Genomic DNA, 15,997 nt, shown 5'->3' on the forward strand with positions numbered 1-15,997 from the left:
TCTGCCTCAGCGCCTCCAGCTTGAATTCGAGCGTGTATCTCGCCCTCGGCTTCTTTGCCATTCCAGTTCTCTCCTTGCCAAATTACACCTCAGCAAGGAATCCGTTTTTCGGGGGCAAGGTCAGTATGCACCGCATACAGCTTGCCGTTGCGGTACAGCCCGATGGGTATGGCGCCGCCACCGGCGACGGGCAACCAGATGATCTCCGTCGTACCCTTCCCCGCTGAAGAACCGTTGTCATACTCGCCCAGGAGCGCCCAGCGCGGAATCTCTCCGTCGCCATAGATGAACGCCTGCCCAAGGCTCGCCTTGCCGGCCCCCGGGTTGCTCAACATCCAACCGAAGTTCTTGCGCAGCCAGTTCACAAACGCGTTGCCCAGCTCGCTTTCCTTGGGCAGGGTCTGCAGCGCCTGCGGCTCGCTCTTGAACACCCGCTGCCCCCACCCGTTGTGCAGGTAGCGCACGGCCGCGGCTTCGCCGTCCTTCACGATCTCGACCCGCGCGAGGCGGTTGTCGTCACCATAGACGAAGTGGCGCAGGCCGTCGCTCGTCATGGCACCGTTCGCATCGACCTCGTAAGCGACGTTCGTCACGCTGGTGCGCACCGCCTGGCCCGCTTGCATGCGCGTGAGCGTCTGCGAGAAGCCCAGCAGCCGGTTGCTGCCCGCGTCCACCTTCAGCGCGACCTGCACACCCTGCGCCATGCCGGGCTGCTCGAAGCTGCCCTCGAGGTCCACGTCGCTGCCTTGCATCTCCAGCGCCTGCAGCCGGTTGGAGTTGGCGTCGTAGCTGTAGACACTTTTCGCGCCTTCGCGCTCCAAGCGAATGAGCCGGTTGCGGTTGTCGTAAGCGGCTGTCCATGACACCGGCACGCGATAGACCTCGCTGACCGTCGCCGTGCCGGACACGACCGTGCGCGACGCCCACAGGTCTTGGGTGATGCCGACGATCCTCGACGCCGCGTCGTAGGTGTACCGCGCGAACTCGGTAGACGTCATCCTGCCACTTGTGTCGAAGCTGCGCGATGCCGCATCGCCATTGCTCCACGTCCACGCCTTCGGCTGCCCCAGCGGCGTGTGAGCAACGCTGCTCACGAACGGCGCCCATGGCTTGTTCCTGCCCGGCTCCAGGACGTCGACGCCGGTGACGCGCCCAGCGACGCGCCGGTAAGTTACCTTCAGGCCGCTTGGATAGATGATGCCGGTGAGGTCCCCCAGCGTGTAGCCGTAGTTCACGGCGAATGCGCTGGGGTTCGCCGGGTTGTCGTTGATGCGCCAGGTGGCGCTGAGCACGCGGCCGTGCAGGTCGCGTGTGTACGAGATGCTGCCGGAGCTGTCTTCCAGCCGGTCGACCTGGCCGCCCGGGTCGTAACTGAAGTTCGTCGTGCTGCCCGCATCGTGACGAATGCGCGTTGGGCGGCCCAGCGCATCGCGCTCGATGCGCGTGACCTGCGCCTTTGCATCGCGTGCCTCGATCACGCGGCCATTCGCGTCGCGCTTGAACGTGACGGTGCCGGTGTCCGGGCTGCTCTGGCTGGTGACCTCGCCGAAGGCGTTGCGCGTGTAGCGCGTTGCGACGCCTTTGGGGTCCGTCACCTGCACCAACTGGTCGAGCGGGCTCCATGACTGCGCGGCTGTGCTGTTGTCGGCGAACGTGATGGCGGTGGGGCGGCCCAGCGCATCGAGCGTCATACGCGTGCCTTGGTTCAGCGGGTCGGTCTGGCCGATGAGCCGGCCGTTGGCGTCGTACAAGAACTGCGTGGCCGGCCCGGATGGCACGCCCTGCGCGAGCGTTGCCGTAGTCGTGATCGAGGCCAGCACCGCGCAGCAGACGGCGCGCACCGGCATTCCTTGTGGTCGCATGAAGTTTCGCTCCCTCGTTGAGTGGAGCGAAATCTAGGGCGGGGCGCGACGAAAGTGTCCTAGCCTTTAGTCTGGGTGTTGGCCGTATCCAACTGCTGCGACGCCGTCTCCTCCCACTCGTCGATGTGCCGCACGAGGTCGTCGATCGCAATCACTTCGCACCGGTTGTCCTCGCGCCGGAACACCACCGCGGACCAGCCGCTCATGCCAACGGGCCGCAGGTGATGCCGCCCGCGCCGCAAGCGCTGGCCCGACATCGCGCGGATCACTACACGCTCGTACAGTGACCGGCCGACGCGCGCCTGCGGCAGGTCCTCGTCCCAAGCACAGAGGTGGCCGACGTCCTCGTACTCCGGCGGGCGTTCGTCGAGATCGAGGAACGACGCGCTGCGGCCGCCCATCACCGCACCGATGAGGCGGAAGGTGAACGGATCGCTGATGCGGCGGATCGGCCGCAGGAACTGCCGCACGATGCGCCCCGCGATCCCGCGCAGGCTGCTGGCCCCATGCTGCTGCGTGTGCCACATCGGCTCATCGATGTCGCACGTGAACGGGCTTTCCGGGTAGCAGCTGAAGCGCGCGAGCCAGCCCTTGCGCGACGTGTGCGGCATCGGCTGGAACGCGCTGATCACCGGGATGTCGTGCTTCGCCAGCTCCGCGAGGTCGTAACTCGGCCACTTCATCACGTCGCGCACGATGCCGACGATCAACGCGGCGGTCGCGACCATCAGCGAGGGGCTCGGCGTGAAATCGGAAGTGATTTCGATGCGGTCGATGCGCGGGCGCACGCCCACACCCGTGGATTCACGGTTCGTCGCCAGCAGCATCACCGGCGCGGGCAGGATGTACGTGAGCAGCAACGCCAGCTGCTCGATCGTGCGGCCGTTGGCGGGCTCACCGGGCGGCAGCTCGAACGACACGTTGTAGTGCGTGCTGAATCCCACGAGGCGCGTCTCGTGGTTGTTGGCCCCATCCCACGCATCGAGGTTGTCGCGGATGACCTGGACCGCTTCCCACAGCGACCGGCCAGCGCGCGCCGCGCAGCCTCGCTCGATCTCGACTACCGGCGTGGCGACCTCGATCACGCCGGTGTCGAAGTAGACGGCGCATCCGGTGGGCAGCTGGTACGAGCGGCCCTCGCGGTGCACGAGCTCGTCGCGGATGAAGTCGCGCGGGCTGTGGAAGTGGTCCTCCGGCCGCGTCGGCTGGCCGTCGAGCACGAGTGAGAACTCCGCTTCCAAACCCATCGCCGCGAGGCGCAGCTTGCCGGGCGCGGAGGGTCGGTCGAGCTTCTTGCCGTCCGCCATGTCAGCCACCCCTCACCGGGTCGAACACCGTGTAGCCGATGTCCAGGTGCAAGTGGTCGTCGGCCTGGCCGTCTTCCACGCCATAGGGACGCACCCACACGCCGGGGATGACCTTGCGCGCGATGACCGCGTACTTCTCGACCGCATCGCGGTTGTCGAGGTAGGTGTCGCCGATGCGGAAGATGTTGGCCGCCGTCCCCCAGCAGTGACGCGACGCGTGGCGGCTGAGCGCATGCCCCGGCGAGCGGTAGCCACCGTTGGCCGCGACATGCACGTACGTGCCCACCTCCAGCCGGAACAACTCGAGCGCCGCGGCGAGCAGCACCACCGCGCAAGGAACGAACTTCGGAAACGATTGCATGGCCGCCGCTTCGCGCACGTCCACCTCGATCAGTTCGCACAGCCGGAAGTGCGGCGTGAGCTGCGTCTCCTGAGCCTGGCGCCACGAGTCCACACGCAGGAAAGACGCCGGCAAGACGTGCGCAGCGCCCGTGCGGTCCTGCAGCGCCTGCCCCGGCCGCAGCACCTGCCGCACCTCCGGCGGCAGTTCACCCGCGAGCACCACGGGCAGCGGCATCGTGCTCATGCGGTGCCCCCCGTCATGTACTCGTACATCGCCCGCGAGATGCGCGCGATGGTCTCCTGGCGATGGCCCGTCACGTCCGGCGCCCACTCGGTCAGGATGACCACAACGTAGGCATCGCGCCCATCGAGGTACACGATGCCCGCGTCGTGGGCGATGGTGGAGATCTCGCCCGTCTTGTTCGCAACACGTGCGTCCTCCGGCAGGCCCGCGGGGATGCCGCTGCGGAAGCGCTGCTTGTGCAGGATGTCGAGCATCGCGGCGGACGCCTCGGGCGAGATCGCCTTGCCCTCTTCGATGAGGCGCATCGCCGCGCAGAGCCCCGAAGCCGTTACGCGGTTGTTGAGCCCGGCCTCCCACGCTGCCTCGTCCTCGACGCCGCGCAGCAGTTCGATGCCGCTGACGTTCAATCTCGCGAGGCACGCGCGTGCGTTGTCGACGCCGACGAGGTCGAGCAGCAGGTTGGTGGCCAGGTTGCTGCTGGTCACGATCATGTGCTCGGCCAGCTCGTGCAGCGTGAGCGTGCGCCCGGTCGCGGCGTGCACGGCCGCGTTCGCGTCACGGTCCTCGCCCACGCGGAACGGCACCCCGCCCACCACGCTGTGGAAACGGTTGCGCACGTGCACGCGCGACGTGGGCTGGAAGCGCCCCTGCTCGATGGCGTCGTACACGCCCAGCAGCACGGGCACCTTGATCGTGCTCGCGGCGTGGAACCAGCGGTCGGCGTTGAGCGACCACGTGGTGTGGTGCTCGAAGTCGTAGGCGGCCACCGCGACTGCGGCCGCGCCCGCGTCTTCGCCGATGGAGAGGACGGTATCGCGGAGCGTTGCCTCCGCCGGGGGGTGGGTCACCACTCGAGTGTGGTGGGCTGGATGCGGGAAGGCTGTAGGACTTGCCGGATTCAGCCGGTCGGAGCGGTCAGTTCATCCGTCGCGCGCAACTGGCTCATCCGCAGCGAGGTACAACTCGACTCGGCTGGTGGTCCAGGTCGCGACGCCTGTGCCGAAGAAGTCCGCATCTTCGGTCCACACCGGGCAATCGAGGGCCAAGGCACAGGCCAGTACCGGCCAATCTTCGGGGTCACGATCGGCGATGCGCGCGAGTGCGGCCTGTTCCATCGTCCCGTAGACCTCGATGTCGATGGGCGCAACCACAGCCTCGAGTGCCTCCAACACGGCGAGGACGTGCTCCCCGTTGACGCCGCGCCTTTCGAGCAGTGGGGGCAAGTGTTCACGAGCCTCTTCGAAAGCGGTGGCCGGGGCAAAGAAGCTCACCTCACCGGCATATTCCAGGAGCAATGCGCGCACGCGTTGACCGAGCACCGCGCGGACCAGGATATTGGCGTCGAGGACGAGTGCCCGGCGGTGCATTCAGGTTGTCGATCCTCGTCCTCACCGGCCCTTTGGCCGGGCAGGCGCCTTGCGCCTGCGCGCGCTCTTGAACTCGGCGGCGACCTCCTCCACGTCCACTTTCCTTTCCGCAAGCAACTGGTCGAGCCCGGCCGATACCTTCCTCAACGCAGCCAGGTCCGCCTCGGCCTGGCCGTGCGCGGGGATGAAGAAGCCGACGGTCTGCCCATGGCGAGTGATGGCGACCGGCGTTTCCGCGGCAATGAACTCCGCCAGCCCGGCCCTGAACTCGCGAATGCCCACCTTGGTGGTTTCCATGGCTTACTCCTCATGGACCTGTTCGACACCCGGCCATTGTGCATCATTGTGTACACAATTTCAAGGTCAACAGTCGTGGCCGCCCCGGCTCGTCGCAACCGACGATGCGCCCCTTGCCCCCGCCCGGGAAGATGGGCACCGTACCCCACGAGCCGGAAACGTTTACCCATGGACTTCGACATCCCCCGCGAGCTGCAGGACACGATCGCCACGATGGACGCCTTCATCGCGGCCGAGATCAAGCCGCTGGAAGACGCCAACCCGCAGTTCTTCGACCACCGGCGCGAACGCGCCCGCACCAACTGGGCCGAAGGCGGCATCCCCACGCGGGAGTGGGAAGCGCTGCTGCACGAGATGCGCCGGCGCGCCGACCGCGCGGGCTTCTACCGCATCGGCCTGCCGAAGCGGCTGGGCGGCAAGGACGCAAGCAACCTCGCCCAGGCCGTGCTGCGCGAACACCTCGCGGCCAAGGGCGTGGGCCTGCACGCCGACCTGCAAAGCGAAACTTCCGTCGTAGGCAGCATCTCGATGGCCGAGGTGTTCGACCGCTACGCGAACGAGGCGCAGAAGGCCGAGTACCTCGAAGGCATCATCACCGGGGAAAAACGCGTGGCCTTCGGTTTGACCGAGCCCGACCACGGCAGCGACGCCACGTGGATGGAAACCACCGCCGTGCGCCAGGGCGACGTCTGGGTGATCAACGGCGCCAAGCGCTTCAACAGCGGCGTGCACACCGCGCACTCCGACCTCGTCATCGCGCGCACCTCCGGCAAGGCCGGCGACGCGACCGGCCTCACCGGCTTCATCGTGCCGATGGACACACCGGGCGTGAAGATCGAGTACTACCACTGGACCTTCAACATGCCCAGCGACCACGCGGAGGTCACGTTCAAGGACGTGCGCGTGCCGCACTCGGCCATCCTCGCCGAAGAGGGCAAGGGCCTGATGCTGGCGCAGCACGTCGTGCACAAGAACCGCATCCGGCAAGCCGCGCAAAGCGCGGGCGCCGCGCGCTACTGCGTGCAGGAGTCGGTGCAGTACGCCCGCGAGCGCAAGACCTTCGGCAAGCCCATCGCGCAGCACCAGGCCATCCAGTTCCCGCTGGCCGAGATGCACGCGGAAGTCGAGATCGTGCGCAACTACGTGTTCAAGACCGCGTGGGAGATGGACCGCACGCCGCACGAGAAGATGAGCGACCAGGTCGGCATCGCCAACTTCCGCGCGAACCGCCTCGCCTGCAAGGCCGCGGACCTGGCGATGCAGGTGCACGGCGGCATCGGCTACACGCGCGGCAAGGCCTTCGAGCACATCTACCGCCACCATCGCCGCTATCGCATCACCGAAGGCTCGGACGAAGTGCAGATCCGCAAGGTGGCGGGTTTCCTCTTCGGTTTTGCCGGGCCGAACAAGATCAAGAAAACGAAGGAGACTGCATGATCACTCGCCGCCATCTCACCGCCGCTGTGCTCGCGGCTGCCACCGCCTTCGGTGCCCACGCCGCCGATGCCTTCCCCATCCCGGGCAAGACCATCACGCTCGTACTGCCCTCGGCCAGCGGCTCCGCCGGCGACCAGGTGCTGCGCATGCTCGCCGACAAGCTGAAGGACGAGTGGAAGGTGCCGATCATCGTGGACTCCAAGCCGGGCGCAGGTGGCGCGATCGGTTCCGCGCACGTCGCCAAGTCGGCGCCGGACGGGCACACGATGCTGCTGGGTTTCAGCGCGCTGGTGCAGGCGCCGGCCTTCGGCGTGAAAACGCCTTACGACCCGCTCACGGACTTCATCCCGATCGCTCGCTTGAACGACGTGCCGCTGGTGCTGCTCACGGGTGACATGAGCATCACGAGCCTTTCGGACTTCGTGACGAAGGCCAAGGCCAACCCAGCGCAGTTCAACTTCGGCAGCTATGGCGCGGCCACCACCGGCCACGTGTACTCCAGCCTGATCAACATGAAGCATGGGCTGGACCTCGCGCACGTGCCGTTCCGCGGCACGCCGCCGCTGACCAACGCGCTGCTTGGCGGCCACGTGAAAAGTGGCGTGAGCAACCTCGACAGCCTGCCGCACGTCAAGGCGGGCAAGCTGCGCGTGCTGGCGATCACGGGCACGAAGCGTTCGGCCCTGCTGCCCGATGTGCCGACGTTCAGCGAGCTGGGGTACGACATCACCGCGGGTGGGCGCTACTGGCTGCTGCTGCCTGCGGGGGTGGCGCCGCAGACCGTGGACAAGGTCCGTGACGCGGTGCTGCGCGTGATCAGGATGCCGGATGTGCGGCAGAAGATGCAGGAGATCGGGTTGGAGCCCGCTTCTGGGGAGCGGGAGGATGTCGCGGGGGACATGCGCAAGGAGATTGACTACTGGAAGCGGGTGGTGCAGGTTACTGGCATCAAGGCTGCGGAGTAGCTCTTTCCTTTGTAGGGCGTCGTCGGGTCGATTGGCGGCCGAAGACATATGCGTGGGCAGGTACTCGACGTGAAGGAACGATCCTCACGTTCGCCCGCCACCCGACGTCTCCCGATTCGGCCCTGTCCGTCCAGACGAGCCCAAATCGGCTGTCCGATTTAGCTCCCTCTCTTTCCCGGAGGGGAAGGGAGGGCGGGGGGAGGGATGGGGAGAGCAACGCACATATGAATGGCGAAACCGAGACTACGCTTACGGACGCCCCAAACCAAACCACGCGACCCCATCGCGCACCTCGCGCACAGCTTCACCCCGAGCAATCAGGTAATTGAGACACGCCACCGTCTCCCCGGTGGCCATCCCCAACAAACTCGCGTTGTCCGGCGCAATCGGACGCCGAAACAGCGCCCCAAACACATCCACCACCCGCTTCGGCTCAACGAGCACCACGCGCAGCTTGTCCAGCGCTTCGTGCTGGCTCTCTTCCAACTGCGCCAGCCGCGCATGCAACCCGCGAAAGCACTCGTTGTGCGACGGCAGCACCAGCACGTCGTCACCGATGCGCGAACGCAGCTTCGCGATCGACGCGAGCCAGTCAGCCATCGGGTTCGCATCCGGCTCCATCGGCTGCACGGACACGTTCGACGAAATCCGCGGCAGCACCTGGTCACCCGAGATCAGCAGCCCGCGGTCGGCGCAATACAGGCACGCATGCTCCGGTGAATGCCCGGTGCCGGTAACCACTTCCCAATCGCTCGCGCCGATGCGGATGCGCTCGCCATCGACGATGCGGTGATAACTGTCGGGCATCGGCTGGATGTTGCGGCCGAACTTGCCGAAGCGCTCCTTGTAAGCCGCCATCGCCGCGTCGTCCCAGCCCGCGGCGCGGTAGAAGCGCAACGCATCGCGCGGCGGCTCGCGGCCAGTGTCCGACGCGGCGACGCGGCACTGCAGGTACTCCAGCCGCGTCATCCACAGCGGCACATCGAAGCGCCGCGTGAACCAGCCGGCCATGCCGACGTGGTCCGGGTGCATGTGCGTGACGATCACGCGCTTGAGCGGTCGGTTGAAGGGCGGCTCGCGCAGCAATTGCTCCCACGCGTCGATGCTCGCCTGCGAGCCGACACCGGTGTCGACGAGCGTCCAGCCGTCCCCGTCTTCGAGCGCCCACACGTTGATGAGCGCGAGCGGGCCCGGCAACGCGAGCCGCACCCACCACACGCCCGGTGCGACGGGCGTGAACCCACCGTTGGCCGGCGCGGGGATCGGGAACGAGAGTGCTTCAGCCACGCGCCGAGAGCGCGTCGCGCTTGATCTTGCGGGCCAGCGACCACTTGTGCACTTCGCTCGGGCCGTCGTAGATGCGGAAGGCCCGCGTCTCGCGGAACACCTGTTCGACGATGGAGTCGCGCGCGACGCCGGAGCCGCCCATTACCTGCACGCAGCGGTCGGCGATGCGGAACAGCGCTTCGGACACAGCCACCTTCGCCATCGAGCTTTCGGTGCCGCCGGCCGAGCCGCTGTCGAGCACGCTCGCGCACCAATCGATCATCAGCGTGCACTGCTGCAGCTCGATGGCGTTCTCGGCGAGCATGAAGCCGACGCCCTCGTGGTCGATGAGCAGCTTGCCGAAGGACTTGCGCGTGGTGGCGTAGGCCGTGGCGATCTCCTGCGCGCGCGTGGCGGAGCCGAGCCAGCGCATGCAGTGCGACAGGCGCGCGGGCGCAAGGCGCACTTGCGCGTAGCGGAAACCCTCGTCCGCCTCGCCGAGCACGTGCTCGTCCGAGAGCACCAGGTCCTCGATCAGCACCTGCGCGTGCCCACCGGGCATGGAGCTGTCGATGGTGTCGACGATGCGCTCGATGCGCACGGCCGGGTTCGGCAGGTCCACGAGGAACATCGTGGCCTTGCCCTCGCCGGCACCACCGGTGCGTGCCATCACGATGCCCGCCTTCGCGCCCTGGGCGCCGGTGATGAACATCTTGCGGCCGTTGACGCGCCACTGCGAGCCTTCGCGCACGGCGGTGGTCTGCAGCATGGAGGGATCGGAGCCCGCGCCCTGCTCGCTCGCAGGCTCGGTCATGAAGAACGCGGAGCGCGCCTCGCCGCGGACCAGCGGCGCGAGAAAGCGGTCCTTCTGCCAGGGCGTGCCGATCTTGCCGAGCAGGAACATGTTGCCTTCGTCGGGCGCCATGGTGTTCACTGCAACCGGACCCAAGGGAGACAGGCCGCTCGCGCGCAACACCACCGCGGTCTCGCGCTGCGTCAGGTGGCTGCCGTCGGGCAGGATGTGCGGCGTGAGCACGCCGGCCGCACGCGCTTTCGCGCGCATCTCGTGCATCAGCTCGTCGGATGGGCCGTGCGCGCCGCAGCGCGGGTCGCGCTCGTAAGCGATGACGACGTCGCGCACGAAGGCTTCGACGCGCTGCGTCAGCTCGCGGCTGCGCTCGGAGGGGTAGAAGGGTGTCATGGCGTTTCCGTTTCGGTGACGGGCAACCCGGCCAGCCGGCACGCCATGCGCGCGCGCCGCGCCACATGCGGCTTGCGCGAGAGCGCGGCCGACGAGCCGATACCGTCCAGCGCCCTTTTGTACGCGCCCTGCGCGTTGGCGGCAAGCTTGAACAGGTTGACGGCCATGTAGAAGTCCCAGTGGGGAACGTTGTCGATGCCGCGCGCCGCGCAGTAGCGGCGCACCTGCTCCTGTTCGCTGGGGATGCCCAGGGCGCGCCAATCGGCGCCTTCGAGCCCGATCGGCCCTTCGCGCAGGTGGTACACGAGGCACGCGTACGCCACATCGCAGAAAGGATCGCCCAGCGTGCTCAACTCCCAGTCGAGCACGGCGACGACGCGCGGCTCGGTGGGGTGCACGATGAGGTTGCCGAGGCGGAAGTCACCGTGCATCACGCACGCGGGCTGCGCGGGCGGCAGGTTGGCGAGCAGCCACTCGGCGAGCTGCTCCATCTCCGGCACGTCGTCGGTCTGCGAGGCCCGGTACTGGCGCAGCCAGCGGTCGACGAAGCGCGGCAGGAAGTCGTTGGGCTTGCCGTAGTCGGCCAGGCCCACCGCCGCCGGGTCCACGCCGTGCAGGCGCGCGAGCGTGTCCATCAACTGGCCATAGACGGTGCGGCGTTCGGACGGTGAGCAGCCGGGCATCGACGGGTCGCCGAAGATGCGGCCGGGCACGTGGTCCATCACGAAGAAGGACTGGCCCAGCACCTCGGGGTCCTCGCAGAGGAAGTGCGTGCGCGGCACCGGCACGCCCGTGCCCTGCAGCGCGGTGATGACGCGGAACTCGCGATCCACCTGGTGCGCGGACGGCAGCAGCTTGCCCGCGGGGCGTTTGCGCATCACGAAGTCGCGTCGCGTTCCGTCGGCCATGCGCGCGTCGAGTGCGTAGGTCGGGTTGGAGAAGCCGCCCGGGAACTGGCGCACCTTCAGCTCGCCGGCATAACCGGGCAAGTGAGCGGCGAGGTAGCGGTCCAGCGAAGCTTCGTCGATGCGGTTGTGGGCCAGGACTTCGATGGTTTCGTTGAGCATGGTTTTACTTGCGCCAGAAGACGACGCGGTGCTGCAGCAGCCGCACGAGCAGGCCCGCGCCGGTGCCCATCGCGCACAGCACGACGATGGCGGCGAACATCATCGAGACGTCGAGCTCCTGCGAGCGCGCCTTGATGACGTAGCCCAGGCCCTCGGTGGCGGCGATGAACTCCGACACCACGACGCCGATCAGGCTGAACACGACGGCGACCTGCAGCGCACCGAAGAGGTACGGCGCCGCGGCCGGGACACGCACGTTGAACAGCGTGTGCATCCGCGACGCGGAGCAGGCACGGAACAGGTCGAGGTGCGCGCGGTCGGGCGAGCGCAGGCCCGCGACGGCCGCGAGGAAAGCGGGGAAGAAGGCGAGCATGCCGGCCGTGAACACCTTCGGCGCCATGCCGAAGCCGAGGTAGGCCACCACCAGCGGCGCGAGCGCCACCTTCGGGATGGACTGCATGGCAGTGACGACGGGCAGCAGGAACATCTCCAGCACCGGCACGAGCACCACCAGCGCACCCGCCGCCACGCCAAGCAGGACACCCACCGTCAGTCCCACGAGTGCCGCGCGGCCCGTGGCGACGATGTGCGGGTGCAGCGTGCCCTGGACGACGCCCGCATCGAGCGCGCCGAGCACGTCGCTCGGCGACGGCAGCACGGACTTGTCGAAGCCGCCCGGCCGCGTGACCCACCACCACACGAACGTGAGCATGGCGATGGTGACGAGTGAAGCGAGCAATGTCTTGAGCGCGTCCTTCATGCCGTCGCCTCCACCATCGATTCGTCGCGCTGCCAGAACACCAACCGCCGGCGCAGGGCGCGAAGCCCCGCGCTCGCTGCGAGGCCGATGACAGCCAGCGTGATGACCGCACCGAACACGGTTGCCATGTCCAGCGTCGTCGACGCCGTCTGGATGCGCACGCCGAGGCCGCGTTCGCCTGCGACCAGCTCCATGACGACGGATGCGAGCAGCGCGAACACCACCGAGACTTCGAGCCCCACGAAGACCTGTGGAGCAGCCGAGGGCAGCCGCACCGAGGCCAGGATGCGCAACGGCCCGGCGCCGCTCGCGCGGTAGAGGTCCACCAGGCCTGGGTCGACCGAGCGGAAGCCGATGAAGCTGTTCACGAAGACCGGGTAGATGCACGCGAGCGCGACGAGCGCCACGCTGCTGCGCATGCCGAAGCCGATCCAGATGTAGATGAGAGGCGCGAGCGCCACTTTCGGGATGGACTGGAAGGCCATCACCGGCACGACCAGCAGCCGCTCGACGGGGCGCCACAGCGCCATCGCCGCGGCGAGGATGAATGCGATGCTCGCGCCGATGGCGTAGCCGATGGCCGCGGCGGATACCGTCGCCCAGGCGTCGAGCAGGATGTCGCCGGATCGCACGCCAGCCCAGAGCCCCTGCAGCGTCACGACGGGGTCGGGCAGCAGCATGGCGGGCGCGCCGAAGACACGCGTCGCCAGCAGCCACACGGCCAGCACGATTCCCACGGTGATGAAGGGCGCGACGCTGCGCAGCGACTTCATCCCAGGTCCATCCGCGCGAACACTTCGCGCAACTCGTTCGACAACTCGGCGAAACGCGGGCTCGCCATCGTCTGGATCGAGCGCGGCCGCGGCAGGTCGATCTCCAGCGTCTGCACCACACGGCCGGGCCGCGGCGACAGCACCACGACGCGATCCGACAGGAAAACCGCCTCGGGAATCGAGTGCGTGATGAACAGCACCGACTTGCCCGTGGTGGACCAGATGCGCTGCAGCTCCACCATCATCGACTCGCGCGTCATGGCGTCCAGCGCAGCGAAGGGCTCGTCCATCAGCAGCAGCGAGGGGTCGTGCACGAGGGCGCGCACGATGCCCACGCGCTGCTGCATGCCGCCGGAGAGTTCGTGGGGGTAGTGGCCGGCAAACTGGTCCAGCTTCACCATCTTCAGCAGGTCCAGGGCGCGTTCACGCGCGGCGCGCACGTCGCCGCCCATCGCGCGCACCGGCACGAGCACGTTGTCCAGCACCGTCTTCCAGGGCAGCAGCGTCGGCTGCTGGAACACGATGCCCACTTCGCGCCGCGGCCCATCGATCGGCTGGCCCGCCAGCGCGATGTTGCCGCTCGTGGGCTTCAGCAGCCCCGACGCCAGCTTGAGCAGCGTGGACTTGCCGCAGCCCGATGGGCCGAGCACCGACACGAACGCGCCCGGCGCGACATCGAACGAAAGCTGCTGCAGCGCCTGCACCGGGCCGCGGCTGGACGCGTAGACGACGTCCAGGCCCCCGATCGAGAGCGCCGCTTCCGCGCGCTTCATCTCACTTCGCCTGCCGCTGCACGACCAGCCGGTCGAACTTGTTGAACTCCGGCACGAACTGGTTGGTGACGATGTCGGTTGCCGGCACGGCGGCGCCCGCGGGCACCGTGCCGCCTTCCTCCAGCACCTTCACATACGTGTCCACCACCTTCGGGTCGAACGCGCCCCAGTTCGGGTCGCGCTTGAGCGCGTAGTCGATGGCGCTGTAGTTGGCCTCCAGCACGGCGACCGCGCCCTTCACCCACTCGGCTTCCTTCTCGGCCGTCGGCTTGCTCGTGGGGTCGAACGCCCAATAGGCTCGCACGCACTTCTCGCGCGCCGCGGCGCAAGCCACCGACGACTTCGCCATCGCGCGGCCCATGCCGGCCACGAGCTGCGGCTTGTCCTTGATGGTGTCGACGTGCGCCATCATCCCGGACGAGAAGATCGGACGCAGGTTGTCGGTGTGGGAGATGCGGCGGATCGGCACGCCGCCCAGCACCATGCGCGCGTCCTCGCTGAACCAGAGGTTGAGCGCGTCGACCTTGCCTTCGGTGAGCTGCTTCCACGCGGCGGGGCCGCTGCCCACCGGCACCAGCGTCACGTCGCCGGGGATGCTCAGGCCCAGCTGCTTGAACTGCGCGCGCGTCATCGAGATGTTGCCCGCCGCCATGCTCACGACACCGACCTTCTTGCCCTTGAGGTCGGCCAGCGTCTTGACGGGGCTGTCCGGCTTGACCACGTAGTCGTACGTGGTGGACGCGAGGTAGTTGTAGACGTAGCGCACCGGCAGCGGCGACTTCTTGGCGACGTTGGCGATCAGCAGCGACGACTCGCCGAGGCCGAAGGGCACGGACTTGTTCGCCACCTGCGGCACGACCACCGCGGTGCCGCCGGTGAAGCCGGTGAGCTGCAGGTCGATGCCTTCGGCGGCGAAGTAGCCCAGCTCCTTGCCGTAGAGCAGGTCCGCGTATTGCGAGCCGACGGTGGTGGGGATCGCCAGCACGACCTTCTCGAGGGCGTGGGCGGGTACTTGAACTTGCAGGCCGAGCAGCAGCAGCGCTGCCGCGAGGAATCGATTCATGTCTGTCTCCTTAGCGAGTGGAAAGCTGCGCGGCTGCGAGGTGCGCCGACAGCTCGTTCTTGGCGATGGCGTTGCGGTGCACTTCGTCCGGGCCGTCCGCGATGCGCAGCGTGCGCGCGCTCGCGAGGAAGCGGGCGAACGGGAAGTCCTGCGACAGCCCGCCACCGCCATGCGCCTGGATGGCCCAGTCGATGACCTGCTGGGCCATGCCGGGCGCCACCACCTTGATCATGGCGATGTCGTTCTTCGCGACTTTGTTGCCATGGTTGTCCATCATCCACGCGGCGCGCAGCGTGAGCAGGCGCGCCATGTCGATGCGGCAGCGCGCTTCGGCGATGCGCTCCTGCGTCACCGTCTGCGCCGACAGCGGCTTGCCGAAGGCGACGCGGTTGACCACGCGCTTGCACATCAGGTCGAGGCAGCGCTCCGCAAGGCCGATCAGGCGCATGCAGTGGTGGATGCGGCCCGGGCCGAGGCGCCCTTGCGCGATCTCGAAGCCGCGGCCCTCGCCGAGCAGGATGTTCGACACGGGCACGCGCACGTTCTCGAAGATGATCTCCATGTGGCCGTGCGGCGCGTCGGAAAAGCCAAGCACCTTCAGGTGGCGCTTGACCGTGACGCCGGGGGTGTCGGCGGGCACCATCACCATACTCTGCTGCGAGTGCTTCGGGCCATTGAAGTCTGTCTTGCCCATCACGATGTAGACGGCGCAGCGCGGGTCGCCCGCGCCGGAGATCCACCACTTGCGGCCGTTGATGACGTATTCGTCGCCCACGCGCTCGATGCGCGTGGTGATGTTGGTCGCGTCGCTGGAGGCCACTTCCGGCTCTGTCATCGCGAAGGCGGAGCGGATCGTGCCGTCCAGCAGCGGCTCCAGCCAGCGCTTCTTCTGTTCGGCGGTGCCGTAAAGGGCCAGCGTCTCCATGTTGCCCGTGTCGGGCGCGGAGCAGTTGAACACCTCGCTGCAGCCGGAGACCTTGCCCATCTCCTCGGCCAGCGGCGCGTATTCCAGGTTGGTGAGGCCCGCGCCCTTCACGCCGGACTTCTCGCTCGTGTGCAGCGGCAGGAACAGGTTCCACAGCCCCGCTTCGCGCGCCTTGGGCTTGAGCTCCAGCACGATCTTCGGCGGCGTCCAGTCGTCGTCGTGGAAGAAGTGCGGCTCGTTCGGGTAGATGTGGCGGTCCATGAACGTGCGCACTCGCTCGCGCAGTTCCAGCGTCTTGGGGGAATGGTTGAAATCCATCGGGCCAGTCTAGGAAGCTCGGGCCCGCCG

The 15,997-nt window shown here is 67.7% G+C and carries 16 protein-coding genes; 2 read left to right on the plus strand and 14 right to left on the minus strand.

Features of this window, described 5'->3' with window-relative positions; translation table 11 throughout:
* Positions 1 to 89: 89 nt before the first annotated feature.
* The 6 genes from H8R02_RS21310 to H8R02_RS21335 all read right to left on the minus strand — a co-directional run bounded on the left by H8R02_RS21310 (position 90) and on the right by H8R02_RS21335 (position 5,419).
* Positions 90 to 1,862 (minus strand): RHS repeat domain-containing protein, encoded by a 1,773-nt coding sequence (locus tag H8R02_RS21310; protein WP_187083516.1) that lies wholly within the window; start codon positions 1,860 to 1,862, stop codon positions 90 to 92.
* 59 nt (positions 1,863 to 1,921) lie between these two features.
* Positions 1,922 to 3,169, minus strand: coding sequence for a hypothetical protein (locus H8R02_RS21315; protein ID WP_187083517.1), 1,248 nt, complete (start codon positions 3,167 to 3,169; stop codon positions 1,922 to 1,924).
* 1 nt (position 3,170) lies between these two features.
* Complete coding sequence (locus H8R02_RS21320) at positions 3,171 to 3,755, minus strand: hypothetical protein (RefSeq protein ID WP_187083518.1); 585 nt, start codon at positions 3,753 to 3,755, stop codon at positions 3,171 to 3,173.
* Positions 3,752 to 4,603 (minus strand): serine hydrolase, encoded by an 852-nt coding sequence (locus tag H8R02_RS21325; RefSeq protein WP_187083519.1) that lies wholly within the window; start codon positions 4,601 to 4,603, stop codon positions 3,752 to 3,754. Before H8R02_RS21325 ends, H8R02_RS21320 begins: the two co-directional genes overlap by 4 nt.
* Positions 4,604 to 4,675: 72 nt before the next feature.
* Positions 4,676 to 5,122, minus strand: coding sequence for a PIN domain-containing protein (locus tag H8R02_RS21330; RefSeq protein ID WP_187083520.1), 447 nt, complete (start codon positions 5,120 to 5,122; stop codon positions 4,676 to 4,678).
* 21 nt (positions 5,123 to 5,143) lie between these two features.
* Positions 5,144 to 5,419 carry a type II toxin-antitoxin system Phd/YefM family antitoxin gene (locus H8R02_RS21335; RefSeq protein WP_187083521.1) on the minus strand — a complete coding sequence of 92 codons (276 nt, stop codon included), beginning with the start codon at positions 5,417 to 5,419 and terminating at the stop codon, positions 5,144 to 5,146.
* 168 nt (positions 5,420 to 5,587) lie between these two features.
* On the opposite strand from H8R02_RS21335, the gene H8R02_RS21340 reads away from it, so the two are divergent.
* A complete protein-coding gene (locus H8R02_RS21340) occupies positions 5,588 to 6,856 on the plus strand; it encodes an acyl-CoA dehydrogenase family protein (RefSeq protein ID WP_187083522.1) in 1,269 nt (422 codons plus the stop codon).
* Positions 6,853 to 7,821: a Bug family tripartite tricarboxylate transporter substrate binding protein gene (locus H8R02_RS21345; RefSeq protein ID WP_187083523.1), complete on the plus strand. Its 969-nt coding sequence runs from the start codon at positions 6,853 to 6,855 to the stop codon at positions 7,819 to 7,821. Before H8R02_RS21340 ends, H8R02_RS21345 begins: the two co-directional genes overlap by 4 nt.
* Positions 7,822 to 8,070: 249 nt before the next feature.
* Here the strand turns inward: H8R02_RS21345 and H8R02_RS21350 are convergent, their stop codons facing one another.
* From H8R02_RS21350 to H8R02_RS21385, 8 genes are read right to left on the minus strand one after another with little or no spacing between them, the layout of a single operon-like run.
* Entirely contained in the window at positions 8,071 to 9,108 is a 1,038-nt protein-coding gene (locus H8R02_RS21350) for an MBL fold metallo-hydrolase (protein ID WP_187083524.1), read from the minus strand.
* Positions 9,101 to 10,288, minus strand: a complete 1,188-nt coding sequence (locus tag H8R02_RS21355) for an acyl-CoA dehydrogenase family protein (RefSeq protein ID WP_187083525.1) — start codon at positions 10,286 to 10,288, stop codon at positions 9,101 to 9,103. Before H8R02_RS21355 ends, H8R02_RS21350 begins: the two co-directional genes overlap by 8 nt.
* Positions 10,285 to 11,355: a phosphotransferase family protein gene (locus H8R02_RS21360; protein WP_187083526.1), complete on the minus strand. Its 1,071-nt coding sequence runs from the start codon at positions 11,353 to 11,355 to the stop codon at positions 10,285 to 10,287. Before H8R02_RS21360 ends, H8R02_RS21355 begins: the two co-directional genes overlap by 4 nt.
* Positions 11,356 to 11,359: 4 nt before the next feature.
* Entirely contained in the window at positions 11,360 to 12,115 is a 756-nt protein-coding gene (locus tag H8R02_RS21365) for an ABC transporter permease (protein WP_187083527.1), read from the minus strand.
* Positions 12,112 to 12,888 carry an ABC transporter permease gene (locus H8R02_RS21370; RefSeq protein ID WP_187083528.1) on the minus strand — a complete coding sequence of 259 codons (777 nt, stop codon included), beginning with the start codon at positions 12,886 to 12,888 and terminating at the stop codon, positions 12,112 to 12,114. Before H8R02_RS21370 ends, H8R02_RS21365 begins: the two co-directional genes overlap by 4 nt.
* Positions 12,885 to 13,661 carry an ABC transporter ATP-binding protein gene (locus H8R02_RS21375; protein WP_187083529.1) on the minus strand — a complete coding sequence of 259 codons (777 nt, stop codon included), beginning with the start codon at positions 13,659 to 13,661 and terminating at the stop codon, positions 12,885 to 12,887. Before H8R02_RS21375 ends, H8R02_RS21370 begins: the two co-directional genes overlap by 4 nt.
* Before the next feature lies 1 nt (position 13,662).
* Positions 13,663 to 14,724 (minus strand): ABC transporter substrate-binding protein, encoded by a 1,062-nt coding sequence (locus tag H8R02_RS21380; protein ID WP_187083530.1) that lies wholly within the window; start codon positions 14,722 to 14,724, stop codon positions 13,663 to 13,665.
* A gap of 10 nt (positions 14,725 to 14,734) precedes the next feature.
* The gene (locus H8R02_RS21385; RefSeq protein ID WP_187083531.1) at positions 14,735 to 15,967 is read right to left on the minus strand and encodes an acyl-CoA dehydrogenase family protein; all 1,233 of its coding nucleotides are present in this window, start codon (positions 15,965 to 15,967) and stop codon (positions 14,735 to 14,737) included.
* Positions 15,968 to 15,997 lie beyond the last annotated feature (30 nt).

The organism is Ramlibacter albus (assembly GCF_014297445.1).
GTDB classification, from domain to species: Bacteria; Pseudomonadota; Gammaproteobacteria; order Burkholderiales; family Burkholderiaceae_C; genus Ramlibacter; species Ramlibacter albus.